Source organism: Amycolatopsis sp. NPDC024027, assembly GCF_040638975.1.
Lineage (GTDB): Bacteria > Actinomycetota > Actinomycetes > Mycobacteriales > Pseudonocardiaceae > Amycolatopsis.
Genome location: NZ_JBEZYY010000003.1, coordinates 161,350 through 178,008, shown reverse-complemented (window position 1 = coordinate 178,008; position 16,659 = coordinate 161,350). Strand labels below are relative to the sequence as shown.

Annotated in this window: 15 protein-coding genes and 1 pseudogene; 6 read left to right on the top strand and 10 right to left on the bottom strand. The window is 70.5% G+C overall.

The genetic code is table 11. The features are described 5' to 3' along the window. Window positions 1–14 precede the first annotated feature (14 nt). The 3 genes from AB0F52_RS10070 to AB0F52_RS10060 all read left to right on the top strand — a co-directional run bounded on the left by AB0F52_RS10070 (window position 15) and on the right by AB0F52_RS10060 (window position 3,445). Window positions 15–1,331, top strand: coding sequence for a sensor histidine kinase (locus tag AB0F52_RS10070; RefSeq protein WP_360167212.1), 1,317 nt, complete (start codon window positions 15–17; stop codon window positions 1,329–1,331). After that, window positions 1,328–2,005 (top strand): response regulator transcription factor, encoded by a 678-nt coding sequence (locus AB0F52_RS10065; RefSeq protein ID WP_360167209.1) that lies wholly within the window; start codon window positions 1,328–1,330, stop codon window positions 2,003–2,005. Before AB0F52_RS10070 ends, AB0F52_RS10065 begins: the two co-directional genes overlap by 4 nt. A gap of 300 nt (window positions 2,006–2,305) precedes the next feature. After that, a complete protein-coding gene (locus tag AB0F52_RS10060) occupies window positions 2,306–3,445 on the top strand; it encodes a mechanosensitive ion channel domain-containing protein (RefSeq protein ID WP_360167206.1) in 1,140 nt (379 codons plus the stop codon). Window positions 3,446–3,488: 43 nt separating this feature from the next. Here AB0F52_RS10060 and AB0F52_RS10055 read toward each other — a convergent pair whose 3' ends face one another. The 7 genes and pseudogenes from AB0F52_RS10055 to AB0F52_RS10025 all read right to left on the bottom strand — a co-directional run bounded on the left by AB0F52_RS10055 (window position 3,489) and on the right by AB0F52_RS10025 (window position 8,152). After that, window positions 3,489–4,007 (bottom strand): CAP family protein, encoded by a 519-nt coding sequence (locus AB0F52_RS10055; RefSeq protein ID WP_360167203.1) that lies wholly within the window; start codon window positions 4,005–4,007, stop codon window positions 3,489–3,491. Continuing rightward, window positions 4,004–4,678 carry a hypothetical protein gene (locus AB0F52_RS10050; protein ID WP_360167200.1) on the bottom strand — a complete coding sequence of 225 codons (675 nt, stop codon included), beginning with the start codon at window positions 4,676–4,678 and terminating at the stop codon, window positions 4,004–4,006. Before AB0F52_RS10050 ends, AB0F52_RS10055 begins: the two co-directional genes overlap by 4 nt. A 31-nt stretch (window positions 4,679–4,709) precedes the next feature. Then, window positions 4,710–6,251: an adenosine deaminase gene (locus tag AB0F52_RS10045; RefSeq protein WP_360167198.1), complete on the bottom strand. Its 1,542-nt coding sequence runs from the start codon at window positions 6,249–6,251 to the stop codon at window positions 4,710–4,712. 107 nt (window positions 6,252–6,358) lie between these two features. Next, window positions 6,359–6,637, bottom strand: coding sequence for a hypothetical protein (locus AB0F52_RS10040; RefSeq protein WP_360167195.1), 279 nt, complete (start codon window positions 6,635–6,637; stop codon window positions 6,359–6,361). A 180-nt stretch (window positions 6,638–6,817) separates the two neighbouring features. After that, window positions 6,818–7,425: pseudogene (locus AB0F52_RS10035) on the bottom strand (LLM class flavin-dependent oxidoreductase). Beyond that, a complete protein-coding gene (locus tag AB0F52_RS10030) occupies window positions 7,422–7,556 on the bottom strand; it encodes a hypothetical protein (protein WP_360167192.1) in 135 nt (44 codons plus the stop codon). Before AB0F52_RS10030 ends, AB0F52_RS10035 begins: the two are co-directional and overlap by 4 nt. A 14-nt stretch (window positions 7,557–7,570) precedes the next feature. After that, on the bottom strand, window positions 7,571–8,152 hold the full coding sequence (locus AB0F52_RS10025) for a hypothetical protein (RefSeq protein ID WP_360167189.1): 582 nt from the start codon (window positions 8,150–8,152) through the stop codon (window positions 7,571–7,573). A gap of 739 nt (window positions 8,153–8,891) precedes the next feature. Between AB0F52_RS10025 and AB0F52_RS10020 the strand changes: the two genes are divergently transcribed. Beyond that, on the top strand, window positions 8,892–11,570 hold the full coding sequence (locus AB0F52_RS10020) for an RICIN domain-containing protein (RefSeq protein WP_360167186.1): 2,679 nt from the start codon (window positions 8,892–8,894) through the stop codon (window positions 11,568–11,570). A 219-nt stretch (window positions 11,571–11,789) separates the two neighbouring features. On the opposite strand, the gene AB0F52_RS10015 is transcribed toward AB0F52_RS10020, so the two are convergent. Together AB0F52_RS10015 and AB0F52_RS10010 are read right to left on the bottom strand one after the other, a co-directional pair. Beyond that, window positions 11,790–12,683 carry an SDR family oxidoreductase gene (locus AB0F52_RS10015; protein WP_360167183.1) on the bottom strand — a complete coding sequence of 298 codons (894 nt, stop codon included), beginning with the start codon at window positions 12,681–12,683 and terminating at the stop codon, window positions 11,790–11,792. Window positions 12,684–12,723: 40 nt separating this feature from the next. Next, complete coding sequence (locus tag AB0F52_RS10010; RefSeq protein ID WP_360167180.1) at window positions 12,724–13,458, bottom strand: SDR family oxidoreductase; 735 nt, start codon at window positions 13,456–13,458, stop codon at window positions 12,724–12,726. A gap of 167 nt (window positions 13,459–13,625) precedes the next feature. Here AB0F52_RS10010 and AB0F52_RS10005 point away from each other — a divergent pair, with 167 nt between their 5' ends. Then, a complete protein-coding gene (locus tag AB0F52_RS10005; protein WP_360167177.1) occupies window positions 13,626–14,246 on the top strand; it encodes a TetR/AcrR family transcriptional regulator in 621 nt (206 codons plus the stop codon). A 140-nt stretch (window positions 14,247–14,386) separates the two neighbouring features. Here the strand turns inward: AB0F52_RS10005 and AB0F52_RS10000 are convergent, their stop codons facing one another. Next, complete coding sequence (locus tag AB0F52_RS10000) at window positions 14,387–15,058, bottom strand: TetR family transcriptional regulator (RefSeq protein ID WP_360167174.1); 672 nt, start codon at window positions 15,056–15,058, stop codon at window positions 14,387–14,389. Window positions 15,059–15,148: 90 nt separating this feature from the next. On the opposite strand from AB0F52_RS10000, the gene AB0F52_RS09995 reads away from it, so the two are divergent. Continuing rightward, window positions 15,149–16,612 carry an MFS transporter gene (locus AB0F52_RS09995; RefSeq protein WP_360167171.1) on the top strand — a complete coding sequence of 488 codons (1,464 nt, stop codon included), beginning with the start codon at window positions 15,149–15,151 and terminating at the stop codon, window positions 16,610–16,612. Window positions 16,613–16,659: the final 47 nt, after the last annotated feature.

Below are 16,659 nucleotides of genomic sequence, written 5' to 3'. Positions count from 1 at the left end.
GACAGGTGAGGCACGTGCGCAGCGACGAACAGGTGGGCCACCCGCCTTCGTCGTGGACCGCTCCCCTGCCGGCGCACCCGCTGGTCACCTGGCTGATCCGGCTCGGCCAGTCGGTCCGGCAGGCGGACCGGCGCCGCCCGTGGGTACTGGACCTGGCCGTCGTCGCCGCGCTGTTCGTGGTGTTCTGCCTGCCGGATCTGATTCCGCACGATGAAGACGGGGGCCCGGAGCAACTCCTCCTCACCTTCAGGCACCTGCCGCCGGTGGGCACCCTGGCGCTGCAGGCCGGCCTGGTGCTGCCGTTGCTGTGGCGGCGGCGGGCGCCGTCGGTCGCGCTGGCCCTGACCGCGGCGGCATTCCTGGTCCAGTGGTCGCTCGGGGTCGTCCTGCGCGCCGACGTCGCGCTGCTCGTGGCGCTCTACAGCGTGACCCTGCACGGGCGCCTGCGGCACCTGCCGTGGGCCTGCGCGGCCGAGGTCGCGCTCCTGGTTCCCGTGGCCGCGCGGGTTTCCGGGTTCGTGTCGTTCTGGGAGGCGCTGTTCTTCCTGCTCACCGCGGTCACCGCGGCCGTCGCACTGGGGCTGGCCGTCCGGATCCGCCGGGCCCAGCTCGCCAGCCTGCGCGACCGCGCGGCCCAGCTGGAGATCGAACGCGACCAGCGCAGCAGGCTGGCCGCCGCCACCGAGCGCGTCCGGGTGGCTCGCGAGATGCACGACATCGTCGGTCACAACCTGTCGGTCATCATCACGCTGGCCGACGGCGGCGCCTACGCGGCCGACGTCGCCCCCGAACGCAGCAAGGAAGCACTCCGGCTGGTCGGCAACGCCGGCCGTCAAGCGCTGGGCGAGCTGCGGCGCATGCTGGGCGTGTTGCGCGAGAAGGGCGACGCGCCCGAGCTGGATCCCCAACCGGGCATCGCCGACCTCGACGCGTTGTGCGCGCGGATCCGCGCGGCCGGCCCGGAGGTCGTCTACCGGTCCGCCGGCGAACTGGACACGCTCGACCGGGGCGTCCAGCTGATGGCCTACCGCATCGTCCAGGAAGCGCTCACGAACACGCTCAACCACGCAGGCCCCCGCACCCGGATCGACGTCCTGGTCGCCGCCGACGGCGTGGAACTGCGCATCCGCGTCCGGGACAGCGGGCGCGGCGACGGCCCGGCACAACCCCTCGACCCGCCGGAAAAGGGAAACGGGCTGGCGGGAATGCGAGAGCGTGCCGCACTGTACGGCGGCACGGTCGACGCGGGCCCCACGCCCACTGGCGGGTGGGCCGTCATGGCCGTGCTCGACCTCGCGCCGCTGCCCGGTGCACCGGGTGGGACACCGTGACGACCATCCTCATCGCCGACGACCAGCCGTTGCAGCGCTTCGGTTTCCGCATGCTGCTGGACGCGACCCCGAACACCGAAGTCGTCGGCGAAGCAGCCCACGGCGCGGAAGCCGTGCGCCGGACCGCGGAGCTGCGGCCCGACGTCGTCCTCATGGACATCCGCATGCCCGGCATGGACGGCATCGAAGCCACCCGCCGGATCCTCGCCACCGGCGGCCGCTCCCGCGTCCTCGTCATGACCACCTTCGACCTCGACGAATACGCCTACGCCGCCCTCCGCGCGGGAGCCAGCGGGTTCCTCCTCAAAGACGCCCACCCCGAAGAGCTGCTCGCCGGGATCCGGGCCGTCGCCGGCGGCGACGCCGTCATCGCCCCCGCCCTGACCCGGCGGCTCCTCGACACCTACGGCCACCGGCTCCCCGACGGCGGAGCCACGCCGACGCCACCCGCCGATCCTCGCTGGGCGTCGCTGACCGCCCGGGAACAGGACATCCTGGTGGCGATCGGGCAAGGGTGGACCAACGGGGAGATCGCCGAGCGCCTCGTGCTGTCCGAATCGACGGTCAAGACCCACGTCGGCCGCGTGCTCGCGAAAGTCGGTGCCCGCGACCGCATCCAGGCGGTCATCCTCGCCTACGACCTCGGCCTGACCCACCCGAACCCGCCCGCCTGAGCTGCCCGGAGCGCCACGCCTCGACGGCGAACCCCAGCGCACGGACGATGGGCGACGCCACAGCGACCGCGCGGAGAAACCGCACCGGGTCCGCAGCATCCGCATGACCGTCAGCCGGGATGTACCGATCGGGAGGCCTCACTCGGACTGCCGGTTGCCGGCGCGGTCCAGGCCGAGCATGGCGTGAGCGAGGGCGCCGGGATCGGGAGGTGACGGCTCCTGCGCTGTGAGAACAGCCACCGTGTCGGGACCCGACCGCGGTGGGTACGCCTCACGAGATGCCCGAAAGGAGGAAGGCGAGTGTCCGACGGATGGGGCCGGTTGGTGTCCGCGGTGGTTGTCGCGGCGGCGGCGTTCGGGCTTTTCCTCGTCGCCGAGCACCTCTTCCGCCGGGTGGTGCGGCGGCTGGGGCGGCGGTCCGCGGTCTTGGCCGAGTTGACGGTGCACGCGCACAGGCCGTTCCTGTGGTTCGCCGCGGTGATCGCGGTGCGCAGCGCCTGCGCCTTCGGCCTCCCGGACGGGCCGTGGCGGGGGCCGGTGAGCCACGGGCTCGGGCTGGCGTTGATCGGGGCCGGCGGCTGGCTCGTTGCCGGGATCCTGACGTCGGTCGAGCAGGCCGCGCTTTCGAGGCTGCGGGTCGACGTCCCGGACAACCGGCACGCCCGGCGGCTGCAGACGCAGGTCACCTTGGTCCGCCGGATCACCGTTGCCGGAGTCGCACTGATCGCGCTCGGCGCGATGCTGATGACCTTCCCGATGGCGCGGGCCGCGGGCACCAGCCTGCTCGCCTCGGCCGGGGTCATCGGCGCGGTGGCGGCGCTGGCCGCGCAATCCCTGCTCGGCAACGTGTTCGCCGGGATGCAGATCGCGTTCAGTGATGCGATCCGTCTCGACGACGTGGTGATCGTGGAGAACGAGTGGGGCCGCATCGAGGACATCACGTTGACCTACCTGGTGATCCACCTGTGGGACGACCGCCGGCTGGTGATGCCCACCTCCTACTTCATGTCCCAGCCGTTCGAGAACTGGACCCGCCGGGAGGCGGCGCTACTGGGCACGGTGGAGCTGGATCTGGACTGGTCGGTGCCGGTGGAGGAGATGCGCGAGGAACTGCGCCGGATCCTGGGTGACACCGACCTCTGGGACGGCCGGGTCAGCGTGCTGCAGGTGACCGACGCGGTGAACACCCTGATCCGGGTTCGTGCGCTGGTGAGCGCGGCCGACGCGCCGACGCTGTTCGACCTGCGCTGCCTGGTCCGCGAGCAGCTCGTGCAGTGGGCCCGCCGGGCACATCCGTACGCGTTGCCCCGCGTGCGCACGGAGCAGTCGCCGGCGGCTCCCGTTCCGAAGTCCGCGGAGCACGTGCCCGACCACGACGCCCGCCTCTTCGGCGACAGCCCCGACGGCCGGACCCGGGAACGCGCCTTCAACGGCCGGTGACGGCCCGCCGCCGGTTTCCGGCGCGGGCCGCTCGGTCATCCGGTCACGGGGCCGGCGGGAGGACGTTGTCCTGGTACGCGCCTGACATGTTTCCGGCCGAGGAGAAGTTCACGGCGATGTAGGTGTCGTGCCAGGTGTTGTCCGCGCTGCCGCACACGCGGCCCGCACCGATCTTGGTGCTGTCCTTCCAGACGAGCTGGGTGAAGTGCCCGATCGCCTTCTTCGGGTCGTTGCTGGCGAACGTCTCGTAGTTGTAGTACTTGATTTCGGCGTACCAGGCGTCGCTCGCCGCCGTGGCCGGTCCCTGGACCGGTTCGGACGAACTCGACGAGTAGAGGTTCTCTCCGTACCCTCCGGTTCCGTCGTGGACGAGAGCTCCCTTGCCCGCGACGTGCTCGGCGCGGGACTTGGCGTAGTCGACGAGCTGCTGGTCGAGGACCACGGGCGGGACTCCGTGCTTCGCCCGGTGCTGGTTGATGCTGTCCACCATGCTGGTCAGGAATTCTTGATCGGTGCGATCGGAGTAGCCGGTTTTCATGTCGTCCCTTCCGTTGCGGATCATCGATGGCAGCTGGTGATGTCGGCCGCGAATCGTGGGTCGATCTCGTAGTGGGTGTCGAATTGACTGCTGAAACCGGTCACGCCGACGGTTTGGCCGGCGGCGAGTCCGGCGAGGTCGATGCCGGTCTGGGTGTTGACGAAGATGGTGAGTTCGCCCGAGCCGTCGTCGACGGAGAACTTGAACCCGTACGGCAGATCCGGCGCCGGCGCCCGGGTGATCGTGGCGACCACGCGCACCAGCTGTCCCTCGGAGTTCTCGCCGACGGCGCCGGTGGCGAGCAGCCGCGGCCGGACGGCGGGTCCGTTGCCGTGCACGACGACGGCGGCCGGGTCGTCGGGCACGAGGACGCGCAACCCGGAGCTGTCGCGCAGCGTGCCGGTCACCCGGACCCGGGTGCGGGGCGTGATACCCAGGTCGACCGCGACGCTGACGTAGATGCCGGCGCTGCGCTCCTGCAGTCCGAAACCCTCGTCGAAGAAGCTGGACTCGAACGCACCCGAGGGGGTTGTCGCCACACCGTCGACGGTGACCACCGTGCCCGGCGGCAGGGTTCGCGCCTGCGCGATGGACACCACGCGGTGGGCCGCCGCCACCGCGTGGGCGGGTGGCGCGAAGCCCGCGGACACCAGGAGCAGGAACAGAACCGGGAGGTAACGCCGCCATGAAGACATCCGGACTTCCTTTCCCGACATCGTGCCGGACTCAGCGGTAGCGGTGCTCGAACGCGGTGAACCCGGCTTCCTGCTGCCATTGCAGGCTCGCTTTCGGGCTGCCGGCGAGGAACGTCCGGCAGGCCGGGCCGGGATGCGGTGCGCCCAGCCGGTCGCGGGCGCACGGTGTGGCCGGCACGAAGGTGTCCGGGCTGCGCCACAGTGACGCGCCGTCGAGGAAGGCGTGGTCGAGGCTGGTGCGGGCCAGGGTTTTCAGGTCGCGGTAGCGCAGGCGGTAGCCGGTGGCCGCGCGCTGGTACTCGTGGGTGAGGTCGATGCGGGAGACGCCCTCGTCGTCGGTGGAGAGGGTGACCGGCACCCGGAACGCGCGGTAGCTCGGGAACGGGTGGTCCCGGCCGGAGAGCCCGAGGATCTGCTCGTTGCTGCTGAGGTTGATCTCCACCAGCACGTGCCGGTCGGCCATCGTGCGCATCAGCTGCGGCCAGTCGTCCTCGCCGAGCACGTCCGCGCCGTGCCCGATCCGCTCCGCCCGGCCGGTGAGCACGGCTTCCCGGATGTGGTAGGTCAGCTCCTCCGGCTTGACCAGGCCGGGAACGAGTTCGCCGGCGTGCAGGGTGATGTGCCCGGTGCGGTAGACGCCACGCAGGTAGTCAAGCATCCGCATGTGCAGCCGGTAGTCGCGGATGGAGACCTCGCCTTCCTCCGGCGAGACCAGGTTCACCGCCACCGTGCGGTGGTCGGCCGCGGCGAGCTCGAAGGCCGACACCATGTACGTGAACACCACGTTGGGTGGGTTGTTCCGGTTGACCTGCTGGATGTACCGCGGGGTCACACCGCACCCCGGCGACGCGGCCGGCGTGGCGCAGCCGAGCAGTGACCGCAGCCGCGTGGTGTCGGTGTCCATTTCCGCCGTCGCGGCGGCCGTGATGCCCGCCATGGTGCCGCCGGCCAGCACCTGCGCCCGCATCGCGGCGAAGTCGTCGGTGAAGGTGACGTGCTGTGACAGGTCGAACAGCGGCCCGCCCTGCCGGGTCAGCATCGTTTCCAGGTACTGCTCGTTCTGCCGTCCGGCCCGGTCCAGCACGTCGGCGAGCATGTCGAGCCGGTGCGCACCGGTGACCGCACCGAACTTGCCGAAGGTGGCGAAGAAGTGGTCGTGCCCGGATTCGCCCTGCCCCGGCTGGAAGCCCTCCATCGACCACGCCATCAGCACGGCACGGCGGAAAGCAGGATCCGACGAGGTGGCCGCGGCGGGACGCTGACCCGCACCACAAGGCCCGGCCGCCGCGACGAACGTCGTGGTGTGGATGCACAGCCCGTCCCGGGCGGCCAGGGAGATCAGCAGCTCGGTCGATGCCGCCCCGGACAGGTGACTGTGCAGGTCGCCGCCCTTCGGCAGGTCCAGCATGAAGGCCCGCAACCGGGCCGGGTCGTGCCGGACGGAGTCGAGATAGCGCTCAACGCCCCCCTCGGAACCCGGATCCGCCTGCGCGGACGAGACGACCACGCCCGAGATCACCAGGCTCAGGAGCCCGGCGGTGACGAGCGACAACCCGGCCCGCAGTTTGCGCATGACGTTCCTTTCCGATTACCACGATTATCGAACTGGGCAGCCCACGGGGAGCATCCACGGTCGAAGGTCGCCGGAGCAGGCCCATCCGTTTCCGAATCAAGGAAAACTCACCGTGAATTGCGCCATTCAGACCATGCAGCACAATCCGTGCGACGGTATCCACTCATCGGAGTATTGCCGGTCGCTTCGAGCAAGCGTAGCGTCAGCCTCGACGAAACAGGGGTTGCAGAATTTGCCATGACGCGATTCGTCATCAATTTCACTTTTTTACCGGCCCATCGGTTGCGATCATTTGCGCGCGTTGAATCACAGCGCCCGAAGACCGCAACGCGGCACATGTCGGCCAGTGCTCCAGCCGCACGTTGATCGACCACGAGCTGCACCACGGACAGGTCCGTCCCGGGCGGCACCTACGCGCTGAGCGCGCCGCCGCAGCTGACCGCCGCGACTCCGGCGCCCGGCCGGTCATCAGCGGCGGCGTCCCGATCACCGGCTGGAAACCGGCCGACAGCACCAAGAAACATCTGGTCCGCGACCGCTCCCCCGACGCTGCTGACGCGCCGGCTCTACGTCAACATGTCGCGGGGGTCTCGGCCTGCGGCGCGTGCGGCGTCGTCGATGATGGCGTTTCCCTTGGGCAGGCCGCCGGGTTCCATGACCGGCAGGGACGGCAGCCAGCCGTCGGCCTTGCGTCCGACCAGGTCCTGCATCTTCGGCTTGTGGGCGCCGAGCCAGATCGGGATGTGGTGTGCGGGTGCGGGTCCGCGCTCGGCGCCGTGGACTTGTGGAACTCGCCCTCGACAGTGAGGGTGCCGGGCACGTCGGCGTCCCAAACCCCGCGGATCACGTCGATGGCCTCGCTGAGGGCCGCCACGCCCTGCAGCGGGGTCAGCCGCCGTCCGCCGATCGCTTGCACGGCATCCCAGTAGAAGCCGGCCCCGAGCCCGAGGCTCGTTCGGCCACCGGAGAGCAGGTCGAGGCTGGCCATCGCGCGAGCGAGCACGGCGGGGGGCTGGCGTAGCGGCAGGTTCAGCACGTTGCCGGACAGGCCGATGCGCTCGGTCCGCGCGGCCGCCCAGCACAGCAGAGTCCAGGTGTCGAGGAAGTCGGCCTTGTAGGGATTGAATTCGTGGTCGTTCCCGGCTGGGGCGCGGATGAAGACCGAGCGAGTCAACCGTTCTCGACCAGGTCGTTGACAGCCTGCCGCCCGCTCTTGCGAGAGGTGAAAACGGCGTCGAGCCGCAGCACCACCACGTCGCCTGCCCGGACGATCTCGTGCCCGCGTGCGGTGAGCTCTGCCAGCACGTCGATCTCACGGGTCAGGCGTGCGAACCCGTCCGGCCCTCGCCATTCCCCACCCCAGGACAGCTCTCCGCCTCCCGCCAGACGGCGTTCTCGTCGACCATCGCCAGCGCCCCCTCTCCGCCTCGGACGAAGTCCTCCAGCGTGGCCACGTCGTCGTGCCAGTAGCTGCCGGCCGGTCCTTTTTCCAGCGCCAAGCGGAATGGTGAGGCGAGATCGCGAACGTGTACCGCGTTCCACAGGTTCGTGCCGTCTCCGGGGTGCCCGGCGAAACCCTTCTCCTTCGCCAGTGCGAGCAGCAGGGGAAGGAAGCCGGCATCGTCGGTGGTGTCGTGCACGATGTTGGCGATCCGCACGACCGACGACCGGACCCCTCGCTCGGCGAGGTCGATCACGGCCCTTTCCACGGCGTTGCGAGCCCGCAGGGCGCCCTGGTGCTCATCGCCGCCGGGCAGGGCCGGGTCCTCCTCGACGATCGGTCGGCCGAGGTTGCCGGGTGATCCGATGCTCCCGGCCACGACCAGCGGCTTGCCGGTGCCCGCGAGCGCCTCACCGTAGGCGTGCATGATCGGGAGCTCCGCCGCGGCCACGGCGCTCATCCCGCCGGTGCGGAGCAGGTCCTGCCGGTGGGCGACGTGGACGACAGACGATGAACGAACCGGAATGGCCGGTTCCGCCGGTGACGAAGACGCGCATCAGTACTCCCTGTCAGGGTGGGCGGAGTTGCCGTTCTCCCCGTGCCGTCGACCGGCTGTGGTGATGTCGCCGGGGAAGTGTGACCACGTGCGCGCTCGCCCGCGTGTGGCACGGCGAGGATGACGATGTCACCCGACGGGGTGGCGCCGAAGGTCCCCGTTGTGGCGCCGAGCGCAGCGGCGAACTCCTCGGTCTTGGCCGGCCCCCGAGACCATCGCGTCCGACGCGCTGCGGGGCGTTCACCACCTGACGTTGCCACCGGCTCGGGTTCTGCTTTCCGGCTTTGTCCTCGCTGAAACTTTCACGCCACCAACTATCGACAAACTACAGCCACCAATCCCGCCCAGTCGCGGCCTGAAAGTTTCCCGGGAACGCGCTCTTCTTTGAAAGTTTCCCGGGATCGCGCTCTTCCTTCGTCGCCAGCCACAGACATGTTTGACACCACGAGTCGACCCCGCTTATCGTTCTGGTCGAACCGGTTCGAACACGATTGCCTACCGACCGATGCCCTGCTCCGCGGGCATGGAGCCGGTAGACGAGTCCATGGTGGACCTCTCCATTTCGACGGCCCGGCGGCAGTGACGATGGGTCCGATGATCGGTGCATCCCCGTAGACGCGACACCCGCGAAAGGGATTTCTTGATGCGTCAGAACAGCCCTCGCACGCTGTCCCAGCGCTTCGCCCGCGCAGCGCTGGCCGGCGCCACACTCCTCGCGATCATCGACGCGGGGCAACCCGCCGCCGCAGCACAGCCGGCCGTCGCAACACAGCAGGCCCCCGCGGCCGCGGCCGCGGCTGCCGGCGCCGCCGCGATCGCCTCGGTCGACCTGGCCGGGACGTGGAGTTTCACGCCGGCGGGCCGGGGGGCGACCTCGATCACCGTGCCCGGCGGCGGCTGGTACAAGCAGGGCTTCACCGACGTGAACCAGGCGGTGTACTCGCGCACCGTCACCGTGCCCGACTCGGGTCAGCCGCAGTCGACGTGGATCGAGTTCGGGGCGGTCAACCACCAGGCGACGCTGTCGGTCGACGGCCGGGTGGTGGCGACGCAGACCACGGCGTTCACGCCGTCGAACTTCGACATCACCGCCTACGCGGCCCCCGGCAGCACCCACACGATCAGCGTCGACGTGAAGGGCCGCGGGGCGTTGAAGGCGTCCAACGGCCGGTACCTGGTGCCCGACGCCGCCGAGTGGTCCGAGGCGGTCCCCCAGGGGATCTACCGTTCGGCGTTCCTGCGGACGTACCCGGCGGTGTCCGTCAGCGACACATTCGTGCGTACGTCGGTGGCGAACAAGACGTTGAGCTACGACGTGTCGGTGCGCAACACGTCGGGCAGCTCCCGGTCGGTGACGGTGACCGGGTCGCTGTCGTCCGACAACGGAACGGCTTTCAGCTACCCGGAACTGCCCAGCCGTACGGTCACCGTGGCCGCCCACTCGACCGCGACCGTGACCGTCGGGCCGGTCGCGTGGAACCTCGACAGCACCTCGTACTGGTGGCCCAACGTGCCGTACCGGCCGGGGTACCGGGCGCAGCTGCACCGGCTTGCGGTGCACGCCGTCACCGATGACGGGCACACCAGCGACGCGACGTACCGGTTCGGGTTCCGGGAGGCCACCCAGAACGGCGATTACTACTACCTCAACGGCGTGCGCGTGAACTTCCGCGGCGACAACCTGCAGGGTGCCGACTACGACCGGATCAACAACGGCGGCAAGGGCGACGCCTACGACACCCTGCCCGGCTTCCTGCCCCCTTCGTCGAACAACGGCGGCTGGCCGCAGACGGTGGACAACTACCAGCGCCTCAACTACAACGTGATACGCGTCCACCAGGAGCCCGCAAGCCCGTACATGTTGGATGTCGCCGACGAGATGGGCCTGATGGTCATCGACGAGGTCGCGATTCGCGGCTCCCAGTCCGGGCAGGATTGGATCGCCGGGCACGACAACATGGTCAGCCACGCCCGTGCGCTGGTCCTGCGCGACCGCAACCACCCCGCGGTCATCCGCTGGAGTCAGAACAACGAGCCGAACCAGAGCGGCCAGGATTCCGAACAGTTCGAGAAGGACCTGTACGCGGCGATGAACGGCGCCGACGGCACCCGGCCGGTCATTGCCGAGCTGGGCGTCGGCGCGAATGTCAACAGTTACCCCGGGATGACGTACCCCAACTTCGCGGTGATCTCGCACTACATCGACGGCTTCGGCAGGTACGGGGAGGGCGTGGTCACCGCGAATGGGCGGCCCGACGGCGAGGGCGAGTTCATCTGGCCGGCGTGCAACAACAAGCAGGGCTTCGAGTGGTTCGCCACGGCAACCCTGGCCAAGCGCGGCAAGAACGCCACCGACCTGCGTCCGTACACGCTGCTGTCCGCCTGGGCCAGTGTCGTGCCCGGAGTGCGGACCACCGACTTCACCCCGGAGGAGGGCGGTCACCCCATCTACGGCGCGGACAACCTCCCGGCCCCCTGGAGCAACCCGCAGATCCAGCGCGTGCAGGCGGCGTACAACCCGGTGGCCGCGGTCGACCTCCCGTACTGGTCCGCCTCCGGCGCCTCGGACTCGAACGGCACGTTCCCCCTGCCGCAGGCCGTGCCCAGCTACGCCCGGAACGCCACGGTCACCCGCAACATCACCGTCTTCAACGACGACTTCGCCGACACCTCGGTGGGCTTCACCTGGACGGCGCGGCTCGACGCGCCGGACGGCGCGGTCGTCGCGTCCGGAAGCACGACCCTGACCGTCCCGCTCGGCTCGCGGGTCACCCAGCCGGTGTCCTTCACCACCCCGGCCACCGGCAACCGCGTGTACCTGCAGCTGTCGACCACGAAGTCCGGTAGCCCCGTCTTCACCGACGCGGTGGAGTACTTCAACCTCGCCGGAGGCGGCGGAGACGGACCCGCACCGGGCACCTACCACATCGTCAACCGCAACAGCGGCAAGCCGCTCGCCGTCGCGGGCAACTCCACCGCGGACGGTGCCAAGGTGGTCCAGCAGAGCGGCACCGCCACCTGGACCATTGCCACGACCTCCGACGGCTCCTACACCCTCCAGTACGTCCCGAGCGGAAAGGCGCTCGACGTCAACGCCAACAGCAGCACGGCCGGGCTGCAACTGCAGCAGTGGACGGCCAACGGCGGCACCAACCAGATGTGGTACCTGCGGTCCACCGGCAACGGCTACTACACCATCGTCAGCCACGACAGCGGACTGGTTGCGGACGTCTCCGGTGCGGCGACGAGCGATGGGGCGCAGGTCGTGCAGTGGGCCTCCAACGGCGGGGCCAACCAGCAGTGGCAACTGAACCGGGCCTGACCGGACGACCCGGTTCCCGCCTGCTGCCGCGGCGTCGTCCGCTCCCCCTGGCCGCTCAGCCCTGCGGCCAGGGGAAGCAGCGGGATGCCGACTCCGAACGTCGGCAAGCGACGGCGAGAGCCGCCCGGATCCCTTGACGTGGTCCGGTCGCCCCGCGACGCATCGATGCCACGCTCAGTGGGAGCGGTCGATGCCGATCGCGGGGACGGGATGACCGGGTCAGCTCGCGTGGGGGTGCAGGACGTCGTCCAGGCCGACGCGTGCGAGGAACTCCGCGCGGATGCGGTCGGCGACCGCACTGACCTCTTCGGCGCCGTCGTTCGCGGGGTCGATGTGGACCCGGAACGGGCGCGACCCGTGCGGGGTGCCGACCACCTCGACGACGGCGTCGGCGACCATCGAGGCGTGCGCGTCGGCGGGGGCGAGCGCCGCGAGGCGTGCGCCGACCTGCTTGACCAGGCCGGGGTAGCGCCGCTCGTAGGCCGCGACGGTGGCCGCGTCCGCGGGGTGGCCGCCGGTCGCGAAGTGGTTGGTGCCGCTGGTGAACGAACCGGGAACGACGATCGTGGTCTCGATGTCGAAGCGGGCGAGCTCCGCGGCGTAGCTGACGGCCAGCGAGTCCATGGCGGCCTTCGCGGCGAAGTACGGGGCCAGGTAGGGCGGGGTGCCACCCCGGGTGCTGGTCGAACCGATCCACAGCACGAGGGCGTCGCCGTGCGCGCGCATGCGAGGCAGCGCGGCTCGGTTGACGCGCTGGGTGCCCAGCACGTTGGTGTCGTAGACCGCTGCGATCTCTTCGGTGGTGAACGCCTCGGTGGGCCCGGTGACCATGTGCCCCGCGTTGTGCATGAGCACGTCCAGGCGACCGTGTCGGGAGTAGACGGTCTCGATGGCCGCGTCGGCGGATTTCTGGGACAGCACGTCGAGTTCGACGGTGCGCAGGTCGCCGCCGGTGTCAGCGGCCCACTGGGCGGCTTCGGCGACCCGGCCGGCGTTGCGGCCGGTGGTGCCGCGCATCGCGGCGTAGACGGTGTGGCCGGCCTCGGCCAGCGCGCGGGCGGAGAGCGCGCCGAACCCGGAGCCGGCGCCGGTGATGAGGATGGTCTTGGTCATGGTCGTGCTCCTTCGAAGTCGGGATGTGGATGCGGGTGGCTCAGGCGACGCCACCGTTGGGGGCCAGCACCTGGCCGTTGACCCAGCGCCCGTCGGGGCCGGTGAGGAACGAGACCGCGCCGGCGATGTCCTCGGGAGTGCCCAGGCGCTCGAGCGGCGACATCGAGGACAGGCGGGAGATCGTGGCCTCGTCCTTGCCGTCGAGGAACAGCGGGGTCGCGGTCGGGCCCGGCGCCACGGCGTTGACGGTGACGTCGCGGCCGCGCAGTTCCTTGGCCAGGATCAGCGTCATCGCCTCGACCGCCCCCTTGCTCGCGGCGTAGGCGGTGTAGGTGGGCAGGGCCAGGCGGATGACGCTGGTGGAGAAGGTGACGATCGCGCCACCTCGGCGGATCCGGCGAGCGGCCTGCTGCGTGACGGCCAGGGTGCCGCGGATGTTGGTACGCAGCATCCGGTCGATCACGTCGAACTCGGCTTCGGCCAGCGGGGCGAGCTGCATGATCCCGGCGGTGTGCACCACCGCGTCCACGCCGCCGAAGTGCTGCTCGGTCTGGTCGAACAGCGCCGCCACGGCCTGCTCGTCGGCGACGTCACCACCGATGGCGACCGCGGAACCACCCGCGGCGGTGATCGCTTCGACGGTCTCCTCGGCGCGCTGCTCGTTGCCCGCGTAGTGCACGACGACCGCGTAGCCGTCGGTGGCCAGGCGCTGCGCGACAGCGCGACCGATGCCGCCGGAAGCGCCGGTGACGATCGCGGTGCGGGTGGTGGTCATGGTGGCCTCCTCGGTAGGCAACTTTGTGTACGACACGTTCATATAATCAGGAAATGAACTCTGCGTCCACATAACGGCCGGTGACCTGGCTCACGCTCGACGATTCGCCCGGTCACCGGCTACTGCGTACGATGCGTTCATATGCCGCCCCTCCCGAGGAGACGAAGGTGACCCGCGAAGAACCCCCCGCCCCGGTGCGGCGAGGCCGGGGACGACGCCCCGCCGCTCAGGTCCGGGCGGAGGTACTGGACGCCGCCGGCCGGATCCTGCTCGAGGACGGCATGGCGGCGTTCACGATGGAACGCGTCGCGGCGGTGTCCGGGGCGAGCAAGGTGACGCTCTACAAGTGGTGGCCGTCGAAGGGCGCGCTGGCGCTCGACGGATACCGCCACGCCGTCGAACACCGGCTCGAGTTCGACGACACCGGCGACATCGAAGCCGACCTGAGGACCCAGGTGCGCTCGTTCGTCGAGGTGCTGCGCGGGCCCGCCGGACGGGCCGTGGCCGAGCTGATCGGCCAAGCCCAGACCGATCCCGAACTGGCCGCGGCCTTCCGGGAGGTGTACTCCGGCCCCCGCCGCGCGCTCGCGGTCGACGCCGTCACCCGGGCCCGGGAACGCGGCCAGATCCGCGCCGACGTCGATCCGGAGACCGTGGTCGACCAGCTGTGGGGAGCGGGCTACCACCGCCTGCTGATCCCCGACCAGCCGTTGACCGAAGACTTCGCCGACGCCCTGATCCGGCACCTGCTGCCGGGCATCGAATCGCGTCCGGACGAGCGCGGCTGAGACGCGGTGATCGCCACGATCCGCCCGGCGGAGCTCCGCCGCAGGTGCGGTGCCGCCGCGCCGACCCACCGGATCAAGGGCACCACCGTCGACCCCGACCGGCTCCGGCGGCCCGCCCCTTTTCCCGCCGAGATCCGCGATCAGGTCCTGGCGAGAAGCCGGTCGAGCACCCGGTCGAGACCGAAGGCGAACAGCTCGTCGTCCGGCCAGCCGGCATCGACGAACCCGGACGTGCTGAGTGTCGGGTAGCGCTCGGCGGAGTCGAGGATGTGCGCGCGGACCTTGGCGATCGCCGCCGGGTCGTCCAGCCGGCGCCAGGTGGCGTCCGCCAGCGACGCGCCGAGGACGAAGCCGGCGAGCGTGCGGGTCGCGGCCGCGAGTTCCAGCCCGGCCAGCCCGGCCTGGACGAGCTTCGCCTGGATGAACTCGGTGCGCGCCAGCACGTTGGGTCCGAGCAGCGGACGGCCGAGCAGAGCGGGCGACCACGGATGGGCGAGCATCGCGGCGCGCCAGCCGACGAGCAGCGTCCGGAGTCCGGCCCGGGGCTCCGAGCCGGGCGACGGTACCGGTACTTCGCCGACGACGTGGTCGAGCGCGAGGTCGAGCAGGTCTTCCTTGGTCGCGACATGCCAGTAGAGCGCGGTGGAGGTCACCTCGAGCCGTTCGGCGAGCTTGCGCATCGTCAGCCGTTCCGCCCCCGCCGCGTCGAGTTCGGCGATCGCCGCGGTGATGATCCGCTCCAGGGTGAGCGGTGTGTTCCGCCTCGGCGGTCGCGGCGGCTCGTCCCGCAGCCAGAGGACGTCGTCGGTCATGAAGGTCACTTTACCCGCCGACATTTGACTTACCGTTGATAAGTTAATATAACATCGGTAAGTCAAGCCCGTGAGCGATCGAAGGTCCCCGTGAAATCCGAAGCCGTCCCGAACCGGTGGCTCGCGCTCGTCGTCCTGAGCCTGGCGCAGCTGACGGTCATCCTGGACTCCACGATCGTCAACATCGCCCTGCCGACCGCCCAGCACGATCTTGCGTTCTCCGACGACAACCGCCAATGGGTCGTCACCGGCTACGCCCTCGCCTTCGGCAGCCTCCTGCTCCTCGGCGGCCGCCTCGGCGACCGCTACGGCCGCAAACGCCTGTTCGTCATCGGCATGCTCGGCTTCGCGGCCGCCTCCGCGCTCGGCGGCGCCGCGGACGGGTTCACCCTCCTGCTGATCGCCCGCGTCGCCCAAGGCGCCTTCGCCGTCATCCTCGCCCCCGCCGCACTGGCCATGGTCTCGGTGACCTTCGCCGACAACGCCGACGAACGCGGCCGCGCGTTCGGCGTCTTCGGCGCCATCTCCGGCGCCGGCGGCGCCCTCGGCCTGCTCCTGGGCGGCGTGCTCACCCAGAACCTGTCCTGGCGCTGGTGCCTCTACGTCAACGTCGTCATCGCCGCGATCGCCATCGCCGGTGCCCTCGTCTTCCTCGTCGACCGCGCCCGCCCCGAGCGGACCCGGCTCGACCTCGCCGGCACCGTCCTGGCCCTGCTCGGCCTCTTCGGCGTCGTCTACGGCCTCGGCAACGCCGCCACCCGCGGCTGGACCGACCCGTGGACCCTCGGCCCGACCGCGCTCGGTGTGCTGCTCGTGCTCACGTTCGTCCTGGTCGAGCGGCGGGTCCGGGACCCGCTGCTGCCACTGACAGTGGTTGTGGATCGCGACCGCGGCGCGGCCTACCTGACGATCGGGATCTCCGGCACCGGCGGCTTCGCCGTGTTCCTCTTCGTCACCTACTACCTCGCGGACACCCTGAAGTTCACCCCGGTGCAGAGCGGCCTGGCGTTCCTGCCCATGGTCGTCCTGGTGATGGCGGGCGCGGTGGTCTCCGGCGCGGTGCTGCTCCCCCGCGTCGGACCCCGCCCGATCGTGCCGCTCGGCAGCCTCCTCGCCGCGGTGGGCATGGTCCTGCTCACCGGCCTCGACGCCGGCTCGACCTACGCCGGAGGCGTGCTTCCGGGCCTGCTCGTCATCGGCCTCGGCCTCGGCATGGTCTTCGGCCCGGGACAGAACGCGGCCACCAGCGGCGTCCGGCCGCACGAAACCGGGGTGGCGTCCGCGATGGCCAACATCACCCAGCAGGTCGGCGGCTCGATCGGGCTGGCCGTGTTCAGCTCCCTCGGCGCGACCGCGACCACCGGCTACCTCACCGCCCACGCCGCGACCGCGAGCGACCCCGCCACGATCGCGCAAGCGACGTTCGCCGGCTACCACTTCGTGTTCTGGATCGCCGCCGCACTGTTCCTCGCCGGGGCCCTGCTCTCCGCCGGCCTCTTCCGCAGCGGCCCCCTGGCCGTCGACCCCGACGCCGAACCCGCCCTCACCCACTGAGCGACCAGGTCAGCCCGGGCGGCTTCACCTACAAACCCCCAACAGCC

Coding starts and splice junctions, on each gene's coding strand:
- AB0F52_RS10055 (WP_360167203.1), bottom strand. CDS start 4,007: ATGATCCGCAACGGAAGGGACGACATGAAAACCGGCTACTCCGATCGC.
- AB0F52_RS10050 (WP_360167200.1), bottom strand. CDS start 4,678: ATGTCTTCATGGCGGCGTTACCTCCCGGTTCTGTTCCTGCTCCTGGTG.
- AB0F52_RS10045 (WP_360167198.1), bottom strand. CDS start 6,251: ATGCGCAAACTGCGGGCCGGGTTGTCGCTCGTCACCGCCGGGCTCCTG.
- AB0F52_RS10025 (WP_360167189.1), bottom strand. CDS start 8,152: ATGAGCGCCGTGGCCGCGGCGGAGCTCCCGATCATGCACGCCTACGGT.
- AB0F52_RS10020 (WP_360167186.1), top strand. CDS start 8,892: ATGCGTCAGAACAGCCCTCGCACGCTGTCCCAGCGCTTCGCCCGCGCA.
- AB0F52_RS10015 (WP_360167183.1), bottom strand. CDS start 12,683: ATGACCAAGACCATCCTCATCACCGGCGCCGGCTCCGGGTTCGGCGCG.
- AB0F52_RS10010 (WP_360167180.1), bottom strand. CDS start 13,458: ATGACCACCACCCGCACCGCGATCGTCACCGGCGCTTCCGGCGGCATC.
- AB0F52_RS10000 (WP_360167174.1), bottom strand. CDS start 15,058: ATGACCGACGACGTCCTCTGGCTGCGGGACGAGCCGCCGCGACCGCCG.